The organism is Ralstonia sp. SET104, from assembly GCF_003851545.1.
GTDB lineage: Bacteria > Pseudomonadota > Gammaproteobacteria > Burkholderiales > Burkholderiaceae > Ralstonia.
In genome coordinates, this window is sequence record NZ_BHVX01000001.1 from 48,347 (window position 1) to 73,670 (window position 25,324).

General features: G+C 63.2%; 24 protein-coding genes. 17 read left to right on the forward strand and 7 right to left on the reverse strand.

All coding sequences use genetic code 11. The features are described 5' to 3' along the window. The first annotated feature begins 78 nt into the window (after positions 1-78). The 5 genes from PSUB009319_RS00255 to PSUB009319_RS00275 are packed head-to-tail and all read left to right on the forward strand — an operon-like array spanning position 79 to position 4,671. On the forward strand, positions 79-1,236 hold the full coding sequence (locus PSUB009319_RS00255; RefSeq protein ID WP_124380262.1) for a c-type cytochrome: 1,158 nt from the start codon (positions 79-81) through the stop codon (positions 1,234-1,236). Between the two features lie 12 nt (positions 1,237-1,248). Further along, positions 1,249-3,009 (forward strand): cytochrome c oxidase subunit I, encoded by a 1,761-nt coding sequence (gene ctaD, locus PSUB009319_RS00260; RefSeq protein ID WP_124380263.1) that lies wholly within the window; start codon positions 1,249-1,251, stop codon positions 3,007-3,009. Further along, positions 3,006-3,614: a cytochrome c oxidase subunit 3 gene (locus PSUB009319_RS00265; RefSeq protein WP_124380264.1), complete on the forward strand. Its 609-nt coding sequence runs from the start codon at positions 3,006-3,008 to the stop codon at positions 3,612-3,614. The genes ctaD and PSUB009319_RS00265 overlap by 4 nt, the downstream gene beginning before the upstream one ends. Next, complete coding sequence (locus PSUB009319_RS00270; protein ID WP_124380265.1) at positions 3,611-4,315, forward strand: heme-copper oxidase subunit III family protein; 705 nt, start codon at positions 3,611-3,613, stop codon at positions 4,313-4,315. The genes PSUB009319_RS00265 and PSUB009319_RS00270 overlap by 4 nt, the downstream gene beginning before the upstream one ends. A gap of 8 nt (positions 4,316-4,323) precedes the next feature. Next, positions 4,324-4,671: a cytochrome C oxidase subunit IV family protein gene (locus tag PSUB009319_RS00275; RefSeq protein WP_124380266.1), complete on the forward strand. Its 348-nt coding sequence runs from the start codon at positions 4,324-4,326 to the stop codon at positions 4,669-4,671. A gap of 40 nt (positions 4,672-4,711) precedes the next feature. Here PSUB009319_RS00275 and PSUB009319_RS00280 read toward each other — a convergent pair whose 3' ends face one another. After that, on the reverse strand, positions 4,712-4,969 hold the full coding sequence (locus tag PSUB009319_RS00280; RefSeq protein ID WP_124380267.1) for a hypothetical protein: 258 nt from the start codon (positions 4,967-4,969) through the stop codon (positions 4,712-4,714). Positions 4,970-5,526: 557 nt separating this feature from the next. On the opposite strand from PSUB009319_RS00280, the gene PSUB009319_RS00285 reads away from it, so the two are divergent. Continuing rightward, complete coding sequence (locus PSUB009319_RS00285) at positions 5,527-5,949, forward strand: hypothetical protein (protein WP_124380268.1); 423 nt, start codon at positions 5,527-5,529, stop codon at positions 5,947-5,949. Here PSUB009319_RS00285 and PSUB009319_RS00290 read toward each other — a convergent pair. The 5 genes from PSUB009319_RS00290 to PSUB009319_RS00310 form a co-directional block, all read right to left on the reverse strand. Continuing rightward, on the reverse strand, positions 5,943-7,469 hold the full coding sequence (locus tag PSUB009319_RS00290) for a hypothetical protein (RefSeq protein WP_124380269.1): 1,527 nt from the start codon (positions 7,467-7,469) through the stop codon (positions 5,943-5,945). The genes PSUB009319_RS00285 and PSUB009319_RS00290 overlap by 7 nt on opposite strands. 639 nt (positions 7,470-8,108) lie before the next feature. Next, the gene (locus tag PSUB009319_RS00295; protein WP_124380270.1) at positions 8,109-9,638 is read right to left on the reverse strand and encodes a catalase; all 1,530 of its coding nucleotides are present in this window, start codon (positions 9,636-9,638) and stop codon (positions 8,109-8,111) included. Positions 9,639-9,763: 125 nt separating this feature from the next. Continuing rightward, positions 9,764-10,999 (reverse strand): cystathionine gamma-synthase family protein, encoded by a 1,236-nt coding sequence (locus PSUB009319_RS00300; protein ID WP_124380271.1) that lies wholly within the window; start codon positions 10,997-10,999, stop codon positions 9,764-9,766. Positions 11,000-11,080: 81 nt separating this feature from the next. After that, a complete protein-coding gene (locus tag PSUB009319_RS00305; protein ID WP_124380272.1) occupies positions 11,081-12,352 on the reverse strand; it encodes an Nramp family divalent metal transporter in 1,272 nt (423 codons plus the stop codon). Then, complete coding sequence (locus PSUB009319_RS00310) at positions 12,349-12,858, reverse strand: DUF421 domain-containing protein (RefSeq protein ID WP_124380273.1); 510 nt, start codon at positions 12,856-12,858, stop codon at positions 12,349-12,351. Before PSUB009319_RS00310 ends, PSUB009319_RS00305 begins: the two co-directional genes overlap by 4 nt. A 154-nt stretch (positions 12,859-13,012) precedes the next feature. On the opposite strand from PSUB009319_RS00310, the gene PSUB009319_RS00315 reads away from it, so the two are divergent. The 9 genes from PSUB009319_RS00315 to PSUB009319_RS00350 all read left to right on the forward strand — a co-directional run bounded on the left by PSUB009319_RS00315 (position 13,013) and on the right by PSUB009319_RS00350 (position 22,003). Continuing rightward, entirely contained in the window at positions 13,013-13,873 is an 861-nt protein-coding gene (locus PSUB009319_RS00315; protein ID WP_124380274.1) for an SDR family oxidoreductase, read from the forward strand. Positions 13,874-13,934: 61 nt separating this feature from the next. Next, positions 13,935-14,231, forward strand: a complete 297-nt coding sequence (locus PSUB009319_RS00320) for a type II toxin-antitoxin system RelE/ParE family toxin (RefSeq protein ID WP_124380275.1) — start codon at positions 13,935-13,937, stop codon at positions 14,229-14,231. A gap of 1 nt (position 14,232) precedes the next feature. After that, the gene (locus PSUB009319_RS00325; protein ID WP_124380276.1) at positions 14,233-14,526 is read left to right on the forward strand and encodes an addiction module antidote protein; all 294 of its coding nucleotides are present in this window, start codon (positions 14,233-14,235) and stop codon (positions 14,524-14,526) included. A 283-nt stretch (positions 14,527-14,809) separates the two neighbouring features. Then, positions 14,810-15,109, forward strand: a complete 300-nt coding sequence (locus PSUB009319_RS23060; protein ID WP_260392771.1) for a winged helix-turn-helix domain-containing protein — start codon at positions 14,810-14,812, stop codon at positions 15,107-15,109. A gap of 21 nt (positions 15,110-15,130) precedes the next feature. Next, on the forward strand, positions 15,131-15,418 hold the full coding sequence (locus PSUB009319_RS23065; RefSeq protein ID WP_260392772.1) for a nucleotidyltransferase domain-containing protein: 288 nt from the start codon (positions 15,131-15,133) through the stop codon (positions 15,416-15,418). Further along, positions 15,381-15,818: a DNA-binding protein gene (locus tag PSUB009319_RS00335; protein ID WP_124380277.1), complete on the forward strand. Its 438-nt coding sequence runs from the start codon at positions 15,381-15,383 to the stop codon at positions 15,816-15,818. The genes PSUB009319_RS23065 and PSUB009319_RS00335 overlap by 38 nt, the downstream gene beginning before the upstream one ends. A 212-nt stretch (positions 15,819-16,030) precedes the next feature. Next, positions 16,031-19,225 carry an efflux RND transporter permease subunit gene (locus PSUB009319_RS00340; protein ID WP_124380278.1) on the forward strand — a complete coding sequence of 1,065 codons (3,195 nt, stop codon included), beginning with the start codon at positions 16,031-16,033 and terminating at the stop codon, positions 19,223-19,225. Next, on the forward strand, positions 19,218-20,531 hold the full coding sequence (locus PSUB009319_RS00345; RefSeq protein WP_124380279.1) for an efflux RND transporter periplasmic adaptor subunit: 1,314 nt from the start codon (positions 19,218-19,220) through the stop codon (positions 20,529-20,531). Before PSUB009319_RS00340 ends, PSUB009319_RS00345 begins: the two co-directional genes overlap by 8 nt. Next, positions 20,528-22,003 (forward strand): efflux transporter outer membrane subunit, encoded by a 1,476-nt coding sequence (locus tag PSUB009319_RS00350; protein ID WP_260392773.1) that lies wholly within the window; start codon positions 20,528-20,530, stop codon positions 22,001-22,003. Before PSUB009319_RS00345 ends, PSUB009319_RS00350 begins: the two co-directional genes overlap by 4 nt. 3 nt (positions 22,004-22,006) lie before the next feature. Here the strand turns inward: PSUB009319_RS00350 and PSUB009319_RS00355 are convergent, their stop codons facing one another. Beyond that, complete coding sequence (locus PSUB009319_RS00355) at positions 22,007-22,963, reverse strand: hypothetical protein (RefSeq protein WP_124380280.1); 957 nt, start codon at positions 22,961-22,963, stop codon at positions 22,007-22,009. 255 nt (positions 22,964-23,218) lie between these two features. Between PSUB009319_RS00355 and PSUB009319_RS00360 the strand changes: the two genes are divergently transcribed. Continuing rightward, a complete protein-coding gene (locus PSUB009319_RS00360) occupies positions 23,219-24,901 on the forward strand; it encodes an amidohydrolase family protein (RefSeq protein WP_260392774.1) in 1,683 nt (560 codons plus the stop codon). Between the two features lie 52 nt (positions 24,902-24,953). Then, on the forward strand, positions 24,954-25,313 hold the full coding sequence (locus PSUB009319_RS00365) for a RidA family protein (protein ID WP_124380281.1): 360 nt from the start codon (positions 24,954-24,956) through the stop codon (positions 25,311-25,313). Positions 25,314-25,324 lie beyond the last annotated feature (11 nt).

Sequence of the window (25,324 nt, forward strand, 5' to 3'; positions counted from 1 at the left end):
TACGTTGCCTTGCACGATCCATATGCACGACCTAGCCTGTCTGTAGCGTGTTGAGGGATTCCCTCTGCGGAGGCGCGCATGGCCCTTGCGATTGCGCTCGTGCTGATCGTCGTGCTGGCGGTGGGGTTTCACTTTGCCAGCCCGTGGTGGATCACCCCGATCGCCTCCAACTGGGTGCGCATGGACGACACGCTGACGATCACCATCGTCATCACCGGCGTGCTGTTTGTCGCCATCAATCTCTTTGTGGTTGCCGCCCTGCTGCGCTACCGCCATCGCGATGGCCAGCCCAATCAACGCGCCGCTTACGAGCCGCACAACAAGCGCCTGGAATGGTGGCTGATCGGCATCACCACCGTGGGGGTGGCGGCGCTGCTGGCGCCCGGCCTGTTCGTGTATGCCGACTACGTGCGGCCCCCACCCAACGCATTGCAGATGGAAGTGCTCGGCCAGCAATGGCAATGGCGCTTCCGCTTTGCCGGCCCCGGCGGCAAGCTCGGCGCCACCGACGTGCGCTACATGAGCAACGACAACCCGTTCGGCATGAACCCCGCCGACCCGAACGGGCGCGACAACTACCTGATCGAAACGCCCGAGCTGCACTTGCCGATCAACCGGCCGATCCAGGTGCTGGCGCGCTCGCGCGACGTGCTGCACGACTTTTATGTGCCGCCGTTCCGCGCGCGGATGAACATGGTGCCGGGCATGATCACCACGTTCTGGTTCACGCCCACCAAGGCGGGCCGCTACGACATCCTGTGCGCACAGCTTTGCGGCATCGGGCACTCCAACATGCGCGGCGTGGTGGTGGTGGAAGATGAGGCATCGTTCGCGCGCTGGCTCGCGCAGCAGGCCACGTTTGAGCAAAGCCAGAAAGCGAAGGTGCAGGCCGCGCCGCCGGCTGCGGGCGGCAGTGCACAGGCTTTGGCCGCACAAGGCCAGACACTTGCTCAGGCCAAGGGCTGCGTTGCCTGCCACAGCGTAGACGGCAGCCCGCGTGTGGGCCCCACCTGGAAGGGCCTTTACGGCAAGACAGAAACCATGGCCGACGGCAGCACCGCGCACGTCGACGAGGCGTATTTGCGCGCGTTCATCCGCGACCCGAAAGCGCGCGTGGTCAAAGGCTTCACGCCGATCATGCCGACGTTCGATCTGAGCGAGCAGGAGCTGTCAGCGCTGGTGGCGTACATCAAGTCGCAAGGTGGCGAGGCTGCCGCCACCACCGCGAAACCGTAGCGAGGAGGATCAATGTCCTACGCCCACACCGATCACGACCACACCCCCCAGAGCTTCTGGACGCGCTACGTCTGGAGCCAGGACCACAAGGTCATTGCGGTGCAGTATTCGCTCACGGCCATCGCCATCGGGCTGGTGGGGCTCGTGTTGTCAAACCTGATGCGGCTGCAGTTGGGCTTTCCGGGCAAGTTTGCCTTTATTGACGCCAACCACTACTACCAGTTCGTCACCATGCACGGAATGATCATGGTGATCTACCTGCTCACGGCGCTGTTCCTGGGCGGCTTCGGCAACTACCTGATCCCGCTGATGCTGGGCGCGCGCGACATGGTGTTTCCGTTTCTGAACATGCTCAGCTACTGGGTGTACCTGCTGGCCGTGCTGGTGCTGGTGGCGAGTTTCTTCGTGCCGGGCGGGCCGACCGGCGCGGGGTGGACGCTGTATCCACCGCAGGCGATTCTGCCGGGCACACCGGGCACCGAATGGGGCATCGTGCTGATGCTGGTGTCGCTCGCCATCTTCATCGTCGCGGCCACGATGGGCGGGCTCAACTACGTGACCACCACGCTGCAAGCGCGCACACGCGGCATGACGCTGATGCGCATGCCGCTCACGGTGTGGGGCATTTTTACAGCGACGGTGCTGGCGTTGCTGGCGTTTCCGGCGCTGTTCGTGTCGGCCATCATGATGCTGCTCGACAAAACGCTGGGCACGAGCTTCTTTGTGCCTGCGGTGGTGTCGATGGGGCAGCATCTGCCGCATGCCGGCGGCAGCCCGTTGCTGTTCCAGCATCTGTTCTGGTTCTTTGGGCACCCGGAGGTGTACATCGTCGCGCTGCCCGCGTTCGGCATCGTGTCAGACCTCATCAGCACGCACGCGCGCAAGAACATCTTTGGCTACCGGATGATGGTATGGGCCATTCTCATCATCGGTGTGCTGTCGTTTGTCGTGTGGGCGCACCACATGTTCGTATCGGGCATGAACCCGTACTTCGGCTTCTTCTTTGCCACCACCACGCTCATCATCGCCATCCCGACCGCGCTCAAGGTCTACAACTGGGTGCTCACGCTGTGGCGCGGCAACATCCACCTGACCGTGCCGATGCTGTTTGCCATCGGCTTTATCAGCACGTTCGTCATTGGCGGGTTGACGGGGCTGTTTCTTGGCAACGTGAGCGTAGACATTCCGCTGTCCAACACGTACTTCGTGGTGGCGCACTTTCACATGGTGATGGGCGTGTCGCCAATCCTGGTGGTATTTGGCGGCCTTTACCACTGGTACCCCAAGGTGACGGGCCGCATGCTGAACGACACGCTGGGCCGCGCGCATTTCTGGATCACCTTCATCGGCACGTACCTGATCTACTTCCCGATGCACTACCTGGGCGTGCTGGGCATGCCGCGCCGGTATTACGCATACGAGGGCTATAGCTTCATCCCGCCGTCTGCGCAGACGCTGAACACGTTCATCAGCGTTATTGCGTTTGTCGTGGGGGTGGCGCAGTTGCTGTTCCTCTTCAACCTGGCCTGGAGCCTTGCGCGCGGCAAGAAGGCCGACGCCAACCCGTGGCGCGCCACCACGCTCGAATGGCAGACCCCGCAGACCCCGCCCGTGCACGGCAACTGGGGGCCGGCGCTGCCCGTGGTGTACCGCTGGGCATATGAGTACAGCCCGCCCGGCCGCGCAGATGACTTCGTACCGCAGAACGAGCCGCCGTCCGGAGCACCGGAAACCGAAGCGGACATCCTCCACGCCAGCGGGGTGCGCGCATGACGACCCTGCCCCGCCATTTCGTTCCCGATGCGTCGCCCGCATCACCGTATGCGGCGCGCATTGGCTTGCGCGTCTTCATGGCCGTGGTGACGGCGTTGTTCTCGCTGCTGATCCTGGCCTATGCGATGCGCATGCGCGAGCCCGACTGGATGCCTGTGCCGCACCCGGTGCTGCTGTGGTGGAACACAGGCGTGCTGGCGCTGGCCAGTGTGGCGATGGAGTTGGCGCGCCGCACAGACGCGCGCCGCACGATCTGGTTGCTGGCAGGCGGCGTGCTGGCAGCGCTGTTCGTCTTTGGCCAATGGGCGGCGTGGCAGCAACTGTCGGCCAGCGGGCAGGGCGTGGCGGTCAACCCGTCCAACAGTTTTCTCTACGTGTTCACCGGCCTGCATGCGGCGCACGTGGCTGGCGGCCTCGTCGTCTGGGCGGTCACGGTTGCACGCCTGCGCAGCAATGCTGACCGCACCCAACGTGCCATCGCCCTGTGCGCGACGTACTGGCACTTCCTGCTGGCCGTGTGGCTTGTGCTGCTGGCGGCCATGTGGTGGATCACGCCCGCGTTTGTCAGCGCCATCTGCGGGCCGCTGTATGGAGCCACGCCATGAGCAACCCCACGCTCCCGACCCATTCGGCCGACGCCCTGCAAGACGGACTGCCGCAGGGCTGGCCCGGCATCGTCAATGACTGGTCGGCCGACCGCGAAACCTTCAAGGTGCCGTGGGGCAAGGCCATGATGTGGATCTTCCTGCTGTCGGACACCTTCGTCTTCAGCAGCTTCCTCATCGGCTACATGACGGTGCGCATGTCAACCACGGCGCCCTGGCCCGACACCGCCGAGGTGTTCGGCATGAAGATCGGCAGCGTGGAAGTGCCGTTACTGCTGATCGCCATCATGACGTTCGTGCTCATCAGCAGCAGCGGCACCATGGCGATGGCCGTCAACTTTGGCTACCGGCGCAACGCCAAACGTGCCGCCGCGCTCATGCTGGCCACAGCGCTGCTGGGCGTCAGCTTTGTGTGCCTGCAGGCGTTTGAATGGACCAAGCTGATCGTGATTGAAGGCGTGCGCCCGTGGGGCAACCCGCTGGGCGCAGCGCAGTTTGGTGCGTGCTTTTTCATGATTACGGGGTTCCACGGTTTTCACGTGACATGCGGCGTGATCTACCTGCTGCTGATTGCGCGCAAGATCGTGCAGCCCGGCTTTGCCGAACACGGCAACTTCCAGATTGTGGAGATCGCGGGCCTGTACTGGCACTTTGTCGATCTCGTCTGGGTGTTCATCTTTGCGTTGTTCTATTTGTGGTGAGGCATGGCATGGACCACAGCGACCTTTCTTCTGCGCCGCAAACGCCAAAGGCCCACGGCCAGCAGCACAGCATCAGCGTCTATCTGAAAATCTGGGGCCTGCTGTTCGTGCTGAGCACGCTGTCGTATCTGGTGGACTACTTTCGCGTGGAAGGGCTCACGCGCTGGGTGCTGATTGTCGTGTTGATGATTGCCAAGGCGGGGCTGATCGTATCCGTGTTCATGCACATGATGTGGGAGCGGCTGGCGCTGGTGTACGCCATCCTGATGCCGCCGCTCGCGTTGCTGGTGCTGATGGTGTTGATGGCGGCCGAAGCGCATCACACCTTTGACATGCGCATGTTGTTTTTCCACTGAACACCGGCGCGCGTGGCGCCATCAACACGCGGCGCGCAGCCTACCCGGCAAATCCATCGGCCGTCAGCATGGCCGCATACGCGCTGTCGGCCAGCTCCATGCACGCCCCCAGGTAGTCCGCTTGTCGGTGTTCCTCCATGCGGCGGAAGTGTTCAAAACCGCTGGCGTGCAACATGCTCAGCATCGTGCGCAGCTTGCCGAGCTTGTCATACAGCGCGTCGTGCGCTTCCAGGCGGCGAGCGTCAAAGGGTTCGGAGGGTTCGGAGGATTCGGGGGTTCGGGGGGTGGCTTGGGTCATTGGGCGTCCTGTTCATGGGATGAATGGAACCGTGTGCCCGACCCTGCTGATGCAGCTAAGAAGGGTGGGCGAGCACAGGCAAGGTGGAAGACCGATAACTAGCAATCGGCACGGCCGAAGCCGTTCAAGCCTGGCTCGCCCTTTGAAGACGAAGCCAAGCCATAGCAAATGAGGACAAGCGCCTATGCTCAGCACTTGCCCGCTAGTCACGAGGCTTCCACACCTCGACCACTTTCTCTATGGCACCGAAAGCAGTGCGCAGAGTTTAGGGGCTATGGCTTAGTTAAAACAATGGGCGGAACTATAAATCAGAATTTGCTGAGGCTAAGGCGCGCGCGGCGCAGGCTTGTCGTTCTGGCAGAACAAAAAAAACCTCGCTTTTGGCGCTACCCGTTCTACAAAGGTGTTGGTAAACGAGCGGCCCAAAGCGTCGGCGTCGCAGTTGATTGAAAGAGCCTAATTCGGCACAATACCCCTGTAAGTTATTGACTTACAGGGGTTTTTTATTTGATGCGTATTTGATGAGGCGACGGGACTCGCCGTCCAGAAGAATATCAATGCCACACTACGTGAATGCGCCGCGAGGCAGCGCAGCGTTTCGGGAGCAGTTCAATGCCATCCGCGAAACTTTCATCTCCCGCTTCGCACAGCTTGTTGCTGCCGAACGGGTTGAACGGTTTCGAGTTTGCGATTGCGAAGGCCGCCCGGTCGATTGGATTTGGAACAACGAGACCTTCAAATACGAGGGGCAGGTCGGGACGGCAACCGATGCCCAACGGTATCTCGAGGCCATGTTCAATCAGGGCATGTACGTCGCTTGCATCGTAGTTGACTCAACCGATGGCGCCGAGATGTGGCTCACAGCATGGGAGACACCGGGAGATGCTCCGCCATGGCCGCCGGGGATTACTGGTAGGAACGAGCTCATTCACGATGGCGTTCAAATAGCCTCGCCGTTGCACCAGGTGCCGCGTCAGTGAGCGCCATAAGGGTCGAAGTACACGATATCTTCGACATGGACGCGGCCCTTGGCCAGGCCGAGACGTTCGGCGGGAGTCTTCCCATCTTCGCTGCCCTTGGGCACGAAGCAGTAATTCCAGTACACCCGAAGGATAAGAAGTAGCTTCTCGATGATTTGGGGGTTGTACGGTGCATAGCCGTACCAGACTCGGCCGGCAGCGCTGGACGTCGAGACGGCTCGCTCAAGAATACTCAGGCGCCGGCGGATGAGCTCCATAAACCGGTCTGCACCGTACATGGAGCCATACAGGAACATCTCGGCCAATCGGTCTGCGTCAAGCTCGGGTTCAGGACGGCCCGTCAGATGGCACAAGGCCTTCTCGGGCTCGTTCATGGTCGGCAGCGGGTGCATAAGCCACCGGTCGCCGTAGCCGCCAATCTGGCGCATTAGGGGAAACTGGTCTTTGATGAGCTGGAGTTTGACTTTGAGCTCCTTCCGCTTAGGCATCCCCAGCATCGCATCCGCAAAGCGCTTTTTAGCCTCGTTGAAGGCCTTTAACTTCTGCCCCTTCGTCATTGTCTTGTTGACCGAGACAAAGAAGGCGTGAACCCGCCCCTCCATCACTTCGTCCTTGAACGCCGCCAAACAAGCGGCATGTATCCCCGCATCCTGGTCAAGATAGAAGGTGATGCTTTTGGCTCCCTTCAGAAGTCGCTTCAGGACCTGGAAGTGTGCGTAGAGGGTGTACTCCGCATGTATCTGCATGCCCGCTTCTGGGAGCCGAAGGGCTTCATTAAACTCACCGGAGATTTCAACGTCATCCCGTGTTTCGGCGGTCTTGTAGACTGCCTCCGCGTGGTCCAATGCCTTTTTGCCACGGAAGACGCGCCGGTTCGCGCTTGCTGTTACCGAGGTCTCATAGTCACTCTTCAGCCAGAACCGCGCGTTCCGGCGATATTCCTGCTGCCGCAAATCGTCATCGTCTGTGTGAACATCAGCCTCGACTGCGGCGGGCGTGAAGCGAGGGTCGAAGTTCAGATGGGCGCCAAACACGTACCCTGAGCGATTGTCAGCGGCAATCACAGCATGGAGTGGGACGTTTCGCTTGTCCTCCCGTCGAACCCAGTTTGTGTAGTAGTCCTGCCGGTCCACCGATATCGAGAGATGCTCGAGTGGCAGGCCGGCGGCCAATCGTCGCTCTCGCCTCGCGAGGAATCGCTTGCACTGTTGAAACAGAAAGTCGATTTTTCCGTACAGCGTCGGCGCCGCAATATCCCGCTTCTCCATGATTCGACGGAACGGGGCCTTGTTAACCAGCTCCATGAATATCTCTCGGTTCTCATATGGCTTCTTCTGGCCAGTCGTCGGCGTTGGCACGGCGAAAGTGCAACCGCAGGCCTTGCAGTGGTAGCGTGGAGAGCCATGGACGGTCTTGCCGTATCGTTGATAGGATTTGCGGCAGGCATAAATGCCCTGGCCGTGGTTCGGGCACGCCTCATCCGGACACGACGGCTCTGGCTCGGGAGCCAAGTACTCCATGAGTCGCTGAACCTCCTCGGCAATAGCGAGGTTGGATTTGACAGGTGGTGTGTCGCCACAAAGCTTGCAGCGCAGTGCAACCCTCGGCGTGCCGCGTTTTAGCCTGCCGCCCGATAGGACATAGGTGTCGTGGTTTCCTGAACCACGTCCCCGTTTGCTCACTGCCTTTGGGGGTACGCCGTAGTTCCAACAGACAGGGTCCTTACAGAAGTTGACCTGGATGCCGTCGACTTCAGGAGGGATACGGGGAGTGCCTGACGCAGCAGACCCTGCGGCAGGTCGATTGACGCGAGTACGGCTTACCGCACCTTGTGGTGGGGCAACTGACTGTTCGTTGGTGGGAGGGAGACCAGAGGGGCCGTCCTCTCCCGAAAATATCTTCGGCAAAAAGGAATCCCCAGCAAACCGTTGAGCTTGCTGGGGATTCTAGTGAATCAGGCCCCGTTTACCAACACCTTTGTAGAACGGGTAGCTTTTGGCGAGGGGTTTCAAGTCCTGGCTTTTTTGCCAGCAATTCAAACAAATCCCAGACGGACGGGTTGTAGACGTTGCGCCGATGCCAATCGGAAAGCGCCACGGAAAAAGCCCGCCGCCTGCGCAGGCAGTGCACTGGTAGACCGGTCGATTGGTCCCGCTCGATCAGTCCTCCAGCTTTGCGGCCATGGCTTGCACGCGGGCCGGGTCAGCCTTTACGGCCTTGGCCAGCGCACGGCCATAGTTGGCATCGGCCTTCTGAAAGTACGACAGCATGGTGTACTTCACGCCCTCGTCCTTCACCTGCCCAAGATCACCGGCCAGATTACTCACCAGATTGGCCTGCTCTTGTGCGGATAGCGACCGGTAAAAGTCCCCCGCCTGCTTGAAGTTCTGCGTGCGGGCGATGCGCTGCTGCTGCGTGGTGCCCGACAACGGCAGGCGGCTGTACATGACGTTTGTATCGGCAGCCACATCGGTGCGTTTGCTGGGTTCATAGTTCACGTTGCCCTGCTTCATGCCGGGGTTCAGCGTGCCGTCCTGGTTGTAGTTGACGGCGGCCGTGCTCGGGCGGTTGACCGGCAATTGCAGACCATTTGTGCCCACGCGGTGGAGCTGCGTGTCGGCATACGAGAAGATGCGGCCTTGCAGCAGGCGGTCTTCCGAGGGCTCGATGCCCGGCACCAGGTTGGACGGCGCCAGCGCGGCCTGTTCGGTCTCCAGAAAGACGTTGCCCGGGTTTTTGTTCAGCGTCATGGTGCCGATTTTTGTTTCCGGCACATCCGGCCAGATCTTGGTGGCATCCAGCGGATCAAAGTCGAACCCGGCAAGCTGCTCGGGCTTGAGCACCTGCACGTACAGATCCCACTTCGGATAGTCGCCCTTGTTGATGGCGGCAATCAGGTCCTGCGTCATGTGGTTGAAGTTCTTGCCCTGCACGGCTTCGGCCTGTTTGGCGGTCAGCGTCTTCTGGCCTTGCAGGCTCTTCCAGTGAAACTTCACGTAGTGGATTTCGCCCTTGGCGTTCACGAACTTGTAGGCGTGCACGCTGTTGCCATCCATCTCGCGGTAGCTGGTGGGCGTGCCGTAGTCGCTGTACACACGGGTGAGCGTGTGCGTGGCTTCGGGCTGGTGCGAGAAGAAATCGAAAACGCGGTTCGGGTCTTGCACATTGGTGTCGGGCGCCGGCTTGAACGCGTGCACCATGTCCGGAAACTTGATCGCATCACGGATGAAGAACACCGGCAGGTTGTTGCCGACCAAGTCCCAATTGCCTTCGCGCGTGTAGAACTTGGTCCCAAAACCGCGCGGGTCACGCAGCGTCTCGGGCGAGTGGTTGCCGTGCACGACGCTGGAGAAGCGCACGAACACCGGCGTCTCTTCACCCGGCATGAAGACCTTGGCGCGGGTCAGGTCCGAGATGTCTTTGCTGGCGACAAACACGCCGTAAGCGCCGGTGCCGCGTGCGTGCACCACACGCTCGGGAATGCGCTCGCGGTCAAAGCGCTGCAGCTTCTGGATGAGCTGTACGTCTTGCAGCAGCACGGGGCCGTTGGGGCCCGCGGTCTGGGAGTTCTGGTTGTCGCCCACGGGCGCGCCGTTGTCGCGCGTGAGCGTGGCGGCACCGGCGTGGAAGGCGGTGAGCGCAGCCAGTGCGGCTAGCGAACAGCGCAGAGGTCGGGAAAGGGATGCCATGTCGGTACTCCTAAGGTGAGACGACCCGCCACCTTAATGGCCCCGACATGGGCTGAGAATTTGATTGTTTAAATTCCCGTGATAGGCGCGCTAAATACGCGTCAATATTTGTGATTTAAATCACATTAAGCCACGCTGATGGCGTCCAGCGCCTGCGTGAAATCGGCCACCAGATCGGCTTCGTCTTCAATGCCAACCGACACGCGCACCAGCGAATCTGCAATGCCCATCGAGGCGCGGCGCTCGGCGCCCATTTCCCAGTAAATGGTGGGGGCCACCGGAATCACCAGCGTGCGCGTGTCGCCCAGGTGCGTGGCGCGCACGGCGTAGCGCAGGTGGTCGAGCATGTCGACGTAATCCGCGCCGTCCACCAGTTCGAAGCTCAGCAACCCGCCGTAATGGCGGAACAGCTCGGTTGCGCGGGCGTGCTCGGGGTGCTCGGGCAGCCCAGGGTAGTACACGCGTGCCACCTTCGGGTGCGCGGCCAGCGTGCGGGCCAGTGCCAGCGCGTTGCTGCAGGTGCGGTCAATGCGCAGGGCCATCGTTTCAGCGCCCACGGCAATGCGGTGTGCGGCGTCGGCAATGAGCGTCGCGCCCTGGTCGCGCAGGCCCTTCTTGCGGATCTGCTGAATGCCCTGCATTTCCGGCTTGGCCTTGCGATATGCGGGGTAGATGTTCGGATACGCGGTCCAGTCGAACAGGCCCGTATCCACCACGGCGCCGCCCAGCGCGTTGCCGTGCCCGCCGATGTACTTGGACAGCGAGTGCACCACCAGGCTCGCCTGCGCGTCGCGCCCGCGGAACAACCACGGCGAGGTCATCGTGCCGTCGATCACGTAGATCAAGCCACGCGCCTTGCAGATATCGCCAATGCCCTTCAAGTCCGCCACCTGCGTGCGCGGGTTGGCAATGGTTTCCACAAAGACGAGGCGCGTGTTGGGCTGCACCGCATCGGCCACGGCCTGGGCGGATGTCGCATCAACGAAGGTCACTTCCACGCCCAGGTTGCGCAGCGTCTCAAACACGCTGTTGGTGTTGCCGAACAGGAAGCCGCTGGAGACCACGTGGTCCCCCGCGCGCAGCATGGTCGAGAACACCGCCATGATGGCCGCCATGCCGGTGGCGAAGCACGCGGTGGCCACGCCCGCTTCCATCATCGTGATCTTGGCTTCCAGCGCGGCCGTGGTCGGGTTGCCCTGGCGCGCATAGGTGTAGCCGGGCTTGCCCTGAAACACGTCGATCAGCTCACGCGTGCCGGCATAGCCGTACGTGGTGGACGTGTGCAGCGGCTTGTGGACGGCGTAGTGCTCGATGCCGGCTTCGCGGTCGGCGTGCAGGAGGGCGGTGGTGAGTCCAGTCATGGCGGGCAGGGCGAAGGAAAGACGGGAAAGTCGGACATTATCGCGCGAATCCGGGGGCCCCTGCAGCCCCGCGCCGCCCGATCATGCGCCCGTTCCCACGAGCACCAGGAACGCCACGGTGCCAGCACCCATGCACGCGGTGGCCGCCCACGCGGCGGCGCTCAGCCAGCGCGGGCTGGCGAATGCCCCCATGACTGCGGCACGGCGCGAGAGCAGTTGCAGGATGACCATCACCGGCGTGGCGGCAATACCGTTGAGCACCGCGCTCCAGTACAGCAGCTTGAACGGCTCGACAGGCAGAAAGACCACAAGCGTGGACACCACCATCACGAGTGCCAGGAAACCGTAGAAGCGAGGCGCGCGCGCGGGCCGGTCTTCCAGGCTGCGGCGCCAGCCGAACGCCTCCGCCGCCGCATAGGCCGAGGAACCGGCCAGCACGGGCACCGCCAGCATGCCGGTACCGATCACCCCCCATGCAAACAGCGCCTCGGCAAAGCGCCCCGCCACGGGCGCCAGCGCCAGCGCCGCCTGCTTGCAGGTTTCGATGTGCGTAATGCCATGCGTGTGCAGTGCGTATGCCGCGGTCAGCATGATGCAGAACGCGATAAACGCCGAGCCCGCCATGCCGACCACCGTATCGATGCGAATGCGCTTGAGCTGACGTTCGGCCTGCTCCGGCACGTGCGTCAATGGCGCGGCGCGCGGGTCCAGCCTCGTCTCTTCCACTTCGCCTGCCGCCTGCCAGATGAACAGGTACGGACTGATGGTGGTGCCGAACACCGCGATCAGCGTCGTTGCATAGTCCTTCGTGGCTAGCGGATGGGGCAGCACCGTGTCGTGCAGCGCACGCAGCCAGTCGACCCGCACCACAAAGGCGGTCCCCACATAAGCCAAGAGCGAAATCGCCATCCATTTGAGATACCGCGCATAACGGCGATATGGCAGCCAGACCTGCAACGCGAGTGAGAGCAGCGCGAAGCCGCAGGCATACAAGGCCCTCGGCCCGCCCAGCATCAGGTGCAGGCTATCGCCCATGGCGGCAATATCCGCACCGATGTTGATGACGTTGGCCATCGTGACCAGCAACACAAAACCGCCAGCCAGCCAGGGCGATTGGTGGCGCCGTATGTTGGCAAACACACCGCCGCCCGACACGCGCCCCAGCCGCGCGCTGACGAGCTGGATAGCAATCATGAGCGGCAAGGTCAGCAGCAACGTCCACAGCATCCCCGTGCCGAACTGCGCCCCGGCCTGCGCGTAGGTGGCGATACCGCTTGGGTCGTCATCCGCCGCCCCGGTCGTCAGCCCCGGGCCCAGATGGCGATACCACGGAGCGGAGTCGCGGTCGGTCACAGCGGCCTCGGTGTTCGTTGGCGCTTGCGGATCAGGCTCACCTGCCCGTTGCGCTCCAGAATGGCGGCCTCAACATCGTCCAGCGTGCGCGTGCCAAGCGTCTGCCGCACGCTTTCTTCCAGGTCGCCCATGGTGATGAGCGCCGCATCCATCTGGCTTTGGTTGAAGCGGCCCTCGCGGTAGACCTCACGTTCGCGGCCGGCAATGAGCCGGTCGAGCTTGGGCAGCCGCACGCACGCCCACCCCAGCAGACGATGCACCGCCACCAGCGCAAACGATGCCGACACCGTCGCCACAAACGGCGACACGCCGACAATCGCGCGGCTCAACGTCGCCCCGAGCAACACGGCAACAACGAAATCGAAAGGCGCGCGCTGCCCAAAGGAGCGCCGGCCCGACAGGCGCACCAGCACCAGCCCGATGGCGAACACCACCACCGCGCGCAGTGCGGTCTGCAGCGGGTTGAGATCCTTGCCTTCGCCAAACAGGAACAGCAGCGTGTCCATGGCGCCCCCCTGTCGTCGATGTGGAGCCTTTTCCAGCACCGCAGCAAGCTGCGTGCCGGGCGGCATGCATGCAACCGTACCCATGCCGACACCCGCCCGCGATGGCATGCCGCGTGCTGAATGCGGGTATCCACACTCTCACAGCGAGCCCGCCATGCCTGAGCAGCCACAACAGCAACCGCCACAGCATCAGGACCACCAGCCCGGCACCGAGAGCGACATGACGCCGCGCCCGCGCGCAGAGATGGACGACTACATCGGCAGCGGCAAGCTGGCAGACAAGGTGGCCATCATCACCGGCGGCGACAGCGGCATCGGGCGCGCGGTGGCCATCGGCTTTGCCAAGGAAGGTGCCGACGTGCTCATCGCCTATCTGAACGAAGAAGCCGATGCCAACCAGACCTGCCGGCTCGTGCGCGCCACCGGCCGCCGCTGCGAAGCCATTGCCGGCGACCTGGGCGACGAAGCACATGCGCGCGCCGTAGTCACGCAGGCGGTGGCCACCTTCGGCAAGATCGATATCGTGGTGAGCAACGCGGCAGAGCAGCACCCGCAGCAGAGCCTGGCCGACATTGACGCAGCCCAGCTTGAGCGCACGTTCCGCACCAACGTCTTTGCGATGTTCTATCTGGTGCGCGCCGCGCTGCCACATCTGCACGAAGGCGCGCGCATCATCACGACCACATCGGTCACAGCGTTTCGCGGCAGCGGGCATCTGGTTGACTACGCGGCCACCAAGGGCGCAATCGTGGCGTTCACGCGCTCGCTTGCGCAGCAACTGGCGGACAAGGGCATCCTGGTGAACGCCGTGGCGCCGGGGCCGATCTGGACGCCGCTGATTCCGTCCACCTTCGATGCGCAAGCGGTGGCCAAGTTTGGCAGCAAAGAGCCCTTGGGCCGCGCCGGGCAGCCAGATGAGGTTGCACCGTGCTACATCTTTCTGGCGTCGGCCGATGCGCGCTATATGACGGGGCAGACGCTGCACCCGAATGGGGGGGAAATTGTCAACGGATAGTGATCAAGCACACACGGGGCTTGCTCTTGCCAAAGAGTAGTTTTTAAACCACAATCAAGCCGTGACCGAACTCAAGCAGACCGAAACGTTCCGCAAGTGGCGCGCGAAACTCAAAGACGAACGCGCCCGTGCCGCCATCGCCTTGCGCCTGGCCCGTTTGGGCTACGGCCATGTTGGTGACGCGGAGCCAGTGGGACAAGGCATTAGTGAACTTCGTATCCACTATGGACCTGGGTACCGCGTGTATTTTCAGCAGCGAGGCAGCACGATCATCATCCTGCTCTGCGGCGGCGACAAGAGTACCCAGGCCAAGGACATCAAGACAGCAAAGCACCTCGCCGAGCAATGGAGCGAATGACATGACTGAAAAATTGACGACCTATGATCCGGCTGAAGATCTGACCTCCGATGAAGCCATTGCAGCTTTCATGGCCGGTGCATTCGAGACCAACGATGCAGGCTTTATTTCGCACGCGTTGGGCATCGTCGCCCGTGCCAAAGGTATGGCACAAATCGCCAGCGAAACCGGTCTTTCCCGGGAACAGCTCTATCGCTCGTTCAGCGAGCAAGGCAACCCCACCTTGAAAACGTTGCTCGCCGTCATGCGGGCACTTGGCGTTGAATTGACTGCCAAAGTCCACGCTGCGCATTGAGTGACATGCAACTTGCGGGCGGGCGCTGCATGCGCGCCCGCCTGCGTGTACGGGAGAATGGATCGTCTAAACCGCCCAAGCCTCGGAAGAAAACGAACTATCTGCCGAGGCAATCCAAAAGGGATCGTTGACAGTTGAGACGCGAGTGGGGCGACCTTCCGGCCAAGCCACCACACGGCAAATTGCCTAGGTAGTTGTCCGAGAAATGCTTGGCAACTGCCGCATGACACAAGAGCGTCCCACTTGGAAAACGAAGCAAAATCAGCTACATTCGTAGCCAATTATGCTACACCCCCTCTCCGAAACCCTCTTCAGCGAGTACCGCCGCCGCGCACTGGGCCTGCTCTTGCTGCGGCCGGAAAACGCCTACCACGTGCGTGAAATCGCACGCCTGACAGGCACCCCGCCGGGCACCTTGCACAAAGAACTCAGCAAACTTGCCAACGTCGGCATCCTCACCCGAGCGCGCAACGGCAACCAGGTCATTTATCAGGCTGATCGAACCTGCCCGATCTTTGAAGAGCTGGCGAGCATCATGCGCAAAACATCCGGCTTGGCTGACGTGCTGGCTCAAGCGTTGTAGCCGTGCTCGGCGCACATTGACGTGGCATTCGTATTTGGCTCCGTTGCGCGTGCCCAAGAGACGGCAAGCAGTGACATTGACGTGATGATTGTCGGCACAGTTGGCTTTGTCGATGTCATACGGCAGTTGTACGAAGCACAGACCTCCTTGGGACGCGAAATCAACCCAAAGGTCTTGTCGGCAGCCGAGTGGCGAAATGGCATCTCAACGCGAGAGCCTTTTCTACTAGACGTCCAGGCCAAGCCCAAGATCTTCCTGATCGGCAACGAACATGACCTTGCAGAACTTAGTGGGGATCAGTCTCGATGAGGTGCGGCCCGCGCGCGAGCAGGTTGCAAAACTGCTTGCCGCCGCACAACGCAATCTGGCGGACGCGCAACTCGCGGCGTTGAGCAACGAGAACCGATTCGATGCTGCCTACAAGGCCATCATGCAATTGGCGATGCTGGCATTGCACGCCAATGGCTATCGCACGTTGACGAGCCGCCCAGGCCATCATCAGACCGCCATTCAAACGCTGCCGGAAACCATTGGCCTGGAGAAGCCTCGCGTGATCGTCCTCGATGCATTGCGCAAGCAGCGCCATCTATCCGACGACTCGGGTGACATCGTTCCAGACACTGCGGTCAACGAATGCATTCACAGCGCGCGCTTGCTGCTAGCTGCAATCGAAAACTGGCTTCGCGAGACTAAGCCAGACCTGCTCTGATTCCGCGAAAAGCGGAATTCCGCACCCTTCAGTCTCCAGCCCCCGCCGTTATGCAATGTAATAAAGTCAGATCATAGGAATATTCTGATCGACGACCCCTGGCGATAGAATGATCAATCGCCGCCGCTCAAGCCCTTTCAAGCGCTTTCAAGCCCGCTCGAGTGGCGCTCGCCCCATCAACGCATTGCGCACCGCAGTTCTGAAACGCCTCCATGTGGATTGTCCAACTCGCGCTGCGAAGGCCGCTGACGTTCATCGTCCTCGCCCTGCTGATTCTGCTGGCGACGCCGTTTGCGCTCATGCGCACGCCGACGGACATCTTTCCGGAAATCGACATTCCGGTCGCCAGCATCATCTGGAACTACAACGGCCTGCCCGCCAAAGAGATGGCCGACCGCGTCGTCTCTGTGACGGAGCGCAGCCTGACCACCACCGTCAACGACATCGAGCACATCGAATCACAGTCGTTGAACGGCATCTCGATCATCAAGGTCTTCTTCCAGCCCAACGCCAACATCCAGACGGCGCTGGCGCAGATCGTGGCGAGCACGCAAGCGCAGGTGCGGCAGTTGCCGCCTGGCACCACGCCGCCGCTGGTGATCAAGTACTCGGCCTCGAGCATCCCGATCCTGCAGTTGGGCCTGTCTTCAAACACGCTGTCGGAGCAGGAGCTCAATGACGCGGCGCTGAACTTCCTGCGCCCGCGCCTGATTACCGTGCCGGGCATCGCCGTGCCGTTTCCGTACGGCGGCAAGAGCCGGCAGATTACGGTGGACCTCGACACGCAGAAGCTGCTGGCGCAGGGCCTGACGCCGGTGGATATCGTCAACGCGGTGGGTGCGCAGAACCTGATCCTGCCGGCTGGCACGCAGAAGATCGACGCCACCGAATACGGCGTCACGCTCAACGGCACGCCGGGCAGCATCGCCGCGCTCAACGCCATTCCGGTCAAGACCAGCAACGGCGCCACGCTCTATCTGGGCGATGTGGCCAACGTGCGCGACGGCTTCTCACCGCAGACCAACGTGGTGCGCCAGGACGGCCAGCGCGGTGTGCTGCTGTCCATCCTGAAGAACGGCGGCGCGTCGACGCTCGATATCGTCAACAACATCTACAAGCTGCTGCCCGCTGCAGCCGCGGCACTGCCACAAGACCTGAAGATCACGCCGCTGTTCGATCAATCGCTGTTCGTGAAGGCGGCCATTGAGGGCGTGATCCGCGAGGCGATCATCGCCGCGTGCCTGACCGCCGCGATGATCCTGCTGTTCCTCGGCAACTGGCGCAGCACGGCCATCATTGCGGTGTCGATCCCGCTGTCGATCCTGTCGTCGATCATCGTGCTGCACCTGCTGGGCGAAACGATCAACCTGATGACGCTCGGCGGCCTGGCGCTTGCGGTCGGGATTCTGGTGGACGATGCCACCGTCACCATTGAAAACATCGAGCGCCATCTGCACGAAGGCAAGGCGCCGATCACGGCCATCCTGGACGGTGCGGCTGAAATTGCCGTGCCAGCCTTCGTGTCGACCCTCTGTATCTGCATCGTGTTCGTGCCGATGTTTTTCCTCACGGGCGTGGCGCGCTACCTGTTCGTGCCGATGGCCGAAGCGGTGATCTTTGCGATGCTGGCGTCGTACGTGCTCTCGCGCACGCTGGTGCCGACGCTGGTGATGATGCTGATGACCGGCCACACCGAGGACGCCAAGAAAGCGGGCCTGATGCGGCGCATCTATGAGGGCTTCAACGCGCAGTTCGAACACATGCGCGGCAACTACGCCGCCATTCTGGGCGGGCTGCTGGAGCGCCGCCGTGTGTTTGCGCTGTCGTTCCTGGGTTTTTGCGTAGCGTCATGTGCGTTGTATCTCGTGCTTGGCCGCGACTTCTTCCCCGATGTGGATGCCGGCCAGATCCGCCTGCACATGCGCGCGCCGTCTGGCCTGCGCATTGAAGAAACCGCGCGCCTGGCGGATGAAGTGGAAACGGCCGTGCGCGAGATCATTCCCAGCAATGAGCTGTCGACCATCCTCGACAATCTGGGCGTGCCCAACTCCGGGATCAACCTGTCGTACAGCAACGCGGGCACGATCGGCACGCTGGATGGCGAAATCCTGATCGCCCTGCACGAAGGCGAGCGCAAACCCAGCGCGCAATACATCCGCCGCCTGCGCGAAGCACTGCCCAAACGCTTCCCTGGGGTGGAATTCGCCTTTCAGCCCGCAGACATCGTCAGCCAGATCCTGAACTTCGGCTTGCCTTCAGCGATTGACGTGCAGTTCTCGGGCGCCGATGTGGCAACCAATCACCAGTTGGCGGGCATTCTGGCCAACCGCATCAAGCAGATTCCGGGCGCGGTGGATACGCACGTGCACCAGCGCTTTGACCAGCCGACGCTGGCGCTGAACATGGATCGCACCCGGATCCAGCAGGTCGGCCTGGAAGGGCGCGACGTGGCGCAGAACATGCTCGTGTCGCTCAGCTCCAGCTTCCAGACTTCGCCCACGTTCTGGCTGAACCCGATCAACGGCGTGGTGTATCAGGTGGCCGTAACAAGCCCGCAGTACCGCATCGACTCGCTCGACGCGCTGCTGCGCACGCCGGTGGCCAGCTCGCGCGGTGGGGCGGCGCAAGCGGGCGGCCCGCAACTGCTGGGCAACCTCGTGCAGGTGAGCCCCGCCGTGCAGCCGCAGGTGGTTTCGCACTACGACATCACGCCCGTGGTGGATGTGTACGCCTCTGTGCAGGGCCGCGACCTGGGCGCCGTCGCCAAGGAAGTGCAAAAGGCGGTGGACGACATCCGCCCCAGGCTGCCGCGCGGCGCGCAGGTGACGGTGCGCGGTCAGGTGAAGACGATGGAGTCGTCGTTCGTGGGGCTTGGGCTGGGGCTGGTGATGGCCATCGTGCTGGTGTATCTGCTGATCGTCGTGAACTTCCAGTCGTGGGTCGACCCGCTCATCATCGTGACCGCCTTGCCGGCAGCGCTGGCGGGCATTGCGTGGATGCTGTTCGTGACCGGGACGACGCTGTCGGTGCCCTCACTCACGGGCGCGATCATGACGATGGGGGTGGCCACAGCCAACTCGATCTTGCTGATCTCGTTTGCGCGGGAGCGGCTGGCCGAAGGGATTGCACCTGTGCAAGCCGCGCTGGAAGCGGGCGCCACCCGCCTGCGCCCGGTGCTGATGACGGCGCTGGCGATGATCATCGGCATGGTGCCCATGGCGCTGGGCCTGGGCGAAGGCGCCGAGCAGAACGCGCCGCTGGGTCGCGCGGTGATCGGTGGTCTGCTGTTTGCGACCGTCTCGACCCTCTTTTTTGTTCCGGTGGTGTTTGCCAGCGTGCACAACAGATTGCAGCAACGCGCCGCGCGGCGTGGTACTGACTTGCGGGGAAGCGAAGGACATGTCTGAGCAATCATCCGGCGCCCATCCTGGGCACCATTCCAGTCACCTGCCGGACGCCGCGCCGCACCACGCCGTCACGGTTGACCCGATCGAACAGGTCGATCGCGGCCCCGCCATGCGCCGCGCGCGCTGGGTCGTGATTGTCGTGGCGGTGCTGCTGGCGCTGGGCGCCGCGCGCACGCTGGTCAGCCGCTATGACAACGCGCATGCACTGGAGCGCCAGGTGAAGGCGCAGACCAGCCGCTACGTCAACACCATCGCGCCCAAACCGGCCAACGCCAACCGCGAGCTGACGCTGCCGGGCACGCTGCAGGGCTATGTTGAATCGCCCATCTATGCGCGCACCAGCGGCTATGTACTGCGCTGGTTCAAGGACATCGGCGCCCACGTGGACAAGGGCGAAGTGCTGGCGCTGCTCGACACGCCCGAAGTCGACCAGGAACTGAACCAGGCGCAGGCCGTGCGCAATCAGGCCGCTGCACGCAGGGCGCTGGCGCAGACCTCGCTCACGCGCTGGCAGAGCCTGCGCCAGAAAGACGCCGTCTCGCAACAAGAGCTGGACGAACGCACCAGCGCCGCCAATCAGGCCCAGGCCGACCTGGCCGCTGCAGAAGCCAATGTGCGCCGCCTGCAGGAGCTGCAAGGCTTTCGCCGTGTGGTGGCGCCGTTTGCGGGCGTAGTGACCAAGCGCAATGTCGATGTCGGCGCGCTGGTCAACGCTGGCAATGCGGGCGCCAACCGCGAGCTGTTCACGCTGGCGCAGACCGATCCGCTGCGCATTTATCTGTACGTGCCGCAGGCGTATTCGCAGCAGGTGAAGACTGGGCAGGACGTGGCCGTCACGCTGTCCGAACTGCCGGGCCAGACCTTCCACGGCACCATTGCGCGGGCGTCCGGCGCCATCGACGCCACGACGCGCACCCTGCAGGTGGAGGTGCAATTGCCCAACAAAGACGGCCACCTGTTGCCGGGCGCGTATGTGCAAGTAGCCATCAAGGGCAAGGCGTCTGGCGATGACGCCAATGCCAACGCCAACGCCAGTGCATCAACCGCCTTCATCGTGCCGACCAATACGCTGCTGTTCCGCAAGGAAGGCCCGCGCATTGCCGTGGCAGAAAACGGCCGCGTCGACCTGCGCTCCGTTGCCATCGGGCGCGACTACGGCCGCACTGTAGAGATCGTCTCGGGCCTCAAGCCGCGCGACGCGCTGATCCTCAACCCGGCCGATTCCATTGAGCAGGGTGAAGCCGTGACCATCGTCGCGCCTGCCCCGGCGTCGGCACCTGCGGCATCGGCGCCGCACGCGTCATGACCAGATTGCGTACCACCGCGCTGGCGGCTGCGCTGCCTTTCTCGCTGCCTGTCTCATTGGCTGCCTTGCTGGCAGGCTGCTCGCTCGCGCCGACGTACGAGCGCCCCGCCATAGACATGCCTGCGCACTGGCAGACCGAAGCGCCGTGGCGCGCCGCGCAACCTGCCGACGCCGCGCCCAAGGGCACGTGGTGGCAGCGCTTCAATGATCCGCAGCTCGACAAGCTGATCACCCAGGCGCTGCAGGAAAACCAATCGCTCAAGGTTGCGCTGTCGAACCTGGAGCAGGCACAGGCGCAGACGCGTGTGGCCCGCGCCAGCTTGCTGCCAGCCGTCACGGCCAACAGCAACGACGCACGCACGCGCATATCGGGAAAGCGGCCGCTGTCTTCGTACACCAGCCCGACCATGTCGACCGTGCAGAACGACTTCGTGCTGCGCGCCGACGTAAGCTACGAAGCCGATCTGTTCGGCCGTGTGCGCAACACCGTCGCCAACGCCACCGCCAGCGAAGAACAGGCCGGCGCCAATTTCGAGAACTTCCGCCTGCTGCTCGCCGCGCAGGTGGCAACCACCTGGTACAACCTGCGCGAAACCGATGCCGAAATCGCCGTGGTGCAGGAAGGCCTGACGCTGCAGCGCAAGGCGCTCGATTTCGTCACCTCGCGGCATCAGGATGGTGTGGCGTCGGGGCTCGATCTTGCGCAACAGCAAACGCTGGTCGACAGCACCGCCACGCAGGCCGAGCTGCTGACCAAGCAACGCGCGCTGTACGAACACGCGCTGGCCACGCTGGTGGGCACGCCCGCCCCTGCATTCCATATCGACCCGATTCCGTTGAAGGGCACGGCACCGCAGATTCCGGTGGCCCTGCCTTCTGACGTGATTGAACGCCGCCCCGACGTGGCCGCCGCCGAGCGCGGCGCCGCGGCTGCCAACGCGCAAGTGGGCGTGGCGCGTGCCGCGTTCTTCCCAAGCGTGATGTTGAACGGCGGCGCCGGCTGGGAAAGCCGTGATCTTGCGCTGTTGTTTTCTGCGCCCACGCTGCTGTGGTCGTTCGGCACGCAGATCGCGCAGACAGTGTTCGACGCCGGACGCACGCGGGCGCGGGTGGACTTTGCCAATGCGGCCTACCAGGGCGCGATCGCCAACTACCGGCAGACTGTGCTGGGCGCGTTGCAGGAAGTGGAGGATGGCTTGGCCGGGCTGCAATCGCTCGACCGCGCCGCCACGCAGGCGCGCGCCGCCGTGCAAAGCGCCCGCAAGGTCTACGACATTGCCAGCGTGCGCTATGAAGGCGGGCTGGCGACCTCGCTGGACGTGATCACCGCGCAGCAGTCGTTGCTCAACAACCAGCGCACGGCGGTGCAGATTCTTGGCCAGCAAATGACGACGAGTGTGTTTCTCGTCAAAGCCGTGGGCGGCGACTGGAACCACACCGCCAACACGCCACCACCCACAGCCCGGCAGTAAGCGTCAGGCAACGGCGCGCAGGAACCGCGCGCCAACGAACAACCCGGCCAGCCAGCTCAACGTAAGCGCCACGGCCACGAGCAATTCGAGCACCGGGGTGGCATCGCCCGGCACGCTCATCGCCAGCGCAATTACCGCGGCCATCAGCACCCCCGCTACAGCCAGGCTGACCAGCAGCGCGCCCAGACCCGCTGCGAGCATGCGCACAAGCGGCGGATGCACATGCGCCGGCGGACACAGCACCGCCATGCGCGCGCGCACATAGGCAGCGGTGCGCGCGCTGTCGGTGCCCTCGGCGTGATGGCGCATCACGTGCATCCAGGTTTGCGTGTCGAGCACGCCGGAACTCAGCTCCTGCGTCACGCGGCGCAGTGCGGCGCGTTCGCGGGCGTGGTCGGTGGCGTCGCTGGGGGTTTCGTTCGGGTTGAGCCTGTCAAACACGGCTGGCGCTGCCGCCGGATCGCTCGCGCGCACCTCATGCCGGTACGTCACGCGCACGCGGCGCGAACGCACGAGGTACGCCAGCGTCCCGATGGGCACCAGCACTTGCGCCGCCAGCAGCAGCGCCATGGGCAGCCCCGCCGCCGCACCGCCCGTTGCCTGCACGGCCCATGCCTTGATCCCGCCGCTCATGCCCAGCGTGGCCAGCAACTGCAACAGGCAATATCCCAGCCAGACCCACGCAAACCAGCGCACGCGCAGGAACGCCACCACCACCAGCCCCAGCGGAAACGCCAGCCCCGCAAACGCCAGCACCGGCCGCGCCGCGCGGCCGCCCATCTCACCCATTCCGCCCATCCCGCCCATCCCGCCCAGCATCAGAACCATGGCCATCGCCAGCACAATCACCAGCGCTGGCAGCGTGTTCAGCCACAGCAGCGTCACGAGCCAGCCGCGCACGCCATAAAGCCGATGCGCCCGCGCACGCGCCGCAGATATCGCAATCCAACTTCCTTGCATGAAGCTTCCTCATCCGGGTTCGCCATGCTTCGCGGCCGGGCGGAGCATGGATTCTTGAATGTCGGCGATTGTGTCATCGGGGCAAAGCGGGCGCCCCCCTCTAGAGTGGGGGCGAGACCACATTGTCGTCAATGTGTTGCCAAAGGTAATGCTGATAAGGGGTTGCGAGTGATTAGCCGGTCTTAATTCTGATGTTGATTTTGCTGACTGTTGTTTCGGTGTCGTCCACTGCGGCGCGGGGCCGCGAAACTCTGCATGTCTGCCCCGCATACCGGCCCCAACCATTTGCATGCAACGCACGAAACCAAGCTCATTACACTCGCTGCAAACGCCAAGGAAGCCGATATGCGCCCACATTGTTTGCCGCAGTGCCTGCTGCCCGCCCTCACCCTGAGCCTTGCGCTCGCCAGCGCGGCCTATGCCGCACCGGAACCTCAACCGGTCGACATTCTGATCCGCAACGGCACCGTGGTCGATGGCGGCGGCGGTGCGCCGTTCGTGGCCGACGTGGGTATCCGCAACGACCGCATCGTACTGGTGCAGCCATCCGCCAAGGGTGTGCAGGCCAAGACGGTGCTCGATGCGCGCGGGCTGGTGGTGGCGCCGGGCTTTATTGATCCGCATACGCACGCGTACCACAACCTCATCACAAAAGACCGCCACCAGAACCTGCCCTACCTGCTGCAAGGCGTGACGACGGTGGTGATCGGCAACGACGGCATCGTGCTCGAAGGCGACGGGCCAGACCTTGACCGGATCGGGCCGGCGCTCAATGCGCTGGATGCCAACGGCGTCGGCACCAACGTGGCCATGCTGGTGGGCCACAACGCCGTGCGCCACCGCGTGATGGGCGACGTGGCGCGCGCGCCCACCGCTGACGAACTCAAGACCATGCAGGGCCTGATGGAAGACGGCATGCGCGACGGTGCATTTGGCATGTCGACGGGCCTCGTGTACACGCCCGGCGTGTTCGCCAAGACCGACGAGGTGGTGGCGCTGGCCAAGACAGTGGCCGCGCGCGGCGGCATCTACGACACGCACCTGCGCGACGAGGGCAACTTCCGCACCGGCCTCGTCAACGCGGTGAAAGAGGCGCTGGATATCGGCCGGCAGTCAGGCATCCCGATTCACATCTCGCACATCAAGGCGTTGGGCGTGGATTCGTGGGGCAAGAGCACCGAGATCGTCGGGCTGATACGCCAGGCGCAGGCCAGCGGCATGAACGTATCGGCAAGCCAGTATCCGTACACGGCGTCGAGCACGCACATCATTCCGGCGCTGGTGCCGGGCTGGGCGCGTGACGGCGGTAACGGTGCGCTGCTCAAGCGACTGGAAGACCCCGCCACGCGTGCGCGCATCGCGGCTGACATGGAGAAGGCCATGCAGCAGCGCAATGGCCCCGCCGCGCAGGTGCTGATTTCCGCTGATCCCGAATACAACGGGCAATCGCTCGAAGCGCTTGGCAAGAAGCTGGGCGTGAGCCCCGTTGATGCGGCCATCAACGTGATCCAGCATGGCGGCACGAACATCGTGTCGTTCAACATGAGCGACGCCGATCTGGAGACGTTCATGAAGCAGGACTTCGTGGTGGGCGGCTCCGACGGCATTGCCGGCCACCCGCGTGAAGCCGGCACCTTCGCACGGCGCATCGGCAAATACGTCACGCACAAGCACGTGATGACGCTGCCGTTCGCCATCCGCCAGGCCAGCGCCCGCACGGCCGAGATCTTTGGCATGCAAGACCGCGGCACCGTGCAAGCAGGCAAGTTTGCCGATCTGGTTGTCTTCGACCCGGCCACCTACGCCGACCGCGCCAGCTATGAGCAACCAGCGCTGCCACCCGTGGGCGTGCGCTGGGTGCTCGTCAACGGTACGGTGGCGGTGGCCGACGGCAAGGCCGTGCCGGATGTTCTGGCAGGGCGGGCGCTGCGCAAGTAAGGCGGCCGCGCTACCATCGGCGCATCTTTCTCCTCAACTTTCCGGTTCCAACATGTCCGACATCCAACGCTTGCACACCAACGCCCGCATGAGCCAGATCGTGATCGCCAACGGCATCGTGCATCTGGCAGGCCAAGTGCCTGACGCCGCGTTCGACTTCAAGTCCGTTACCGAGCAGACCAACAACATCCTTGCGCGCATCGATACGCTGCTGGCTGAAGCCGGGGTCGACAAAACGCGCCTGATCTCGGCCAACATCTGGCTGACCGACGCCAAGCACTTTGCCGCGCTGAACGCCGCCTGGGAAGCCTGGGTGCCGGCCGGCAACGCACCGACGCGCGCCTGCGTGCAGTCGGGTCTGATGCGCCCCGGCATTGATGTGGAAATCGCTGTGACAGCGTTGGCGAAGTAAGGGCGGACAGC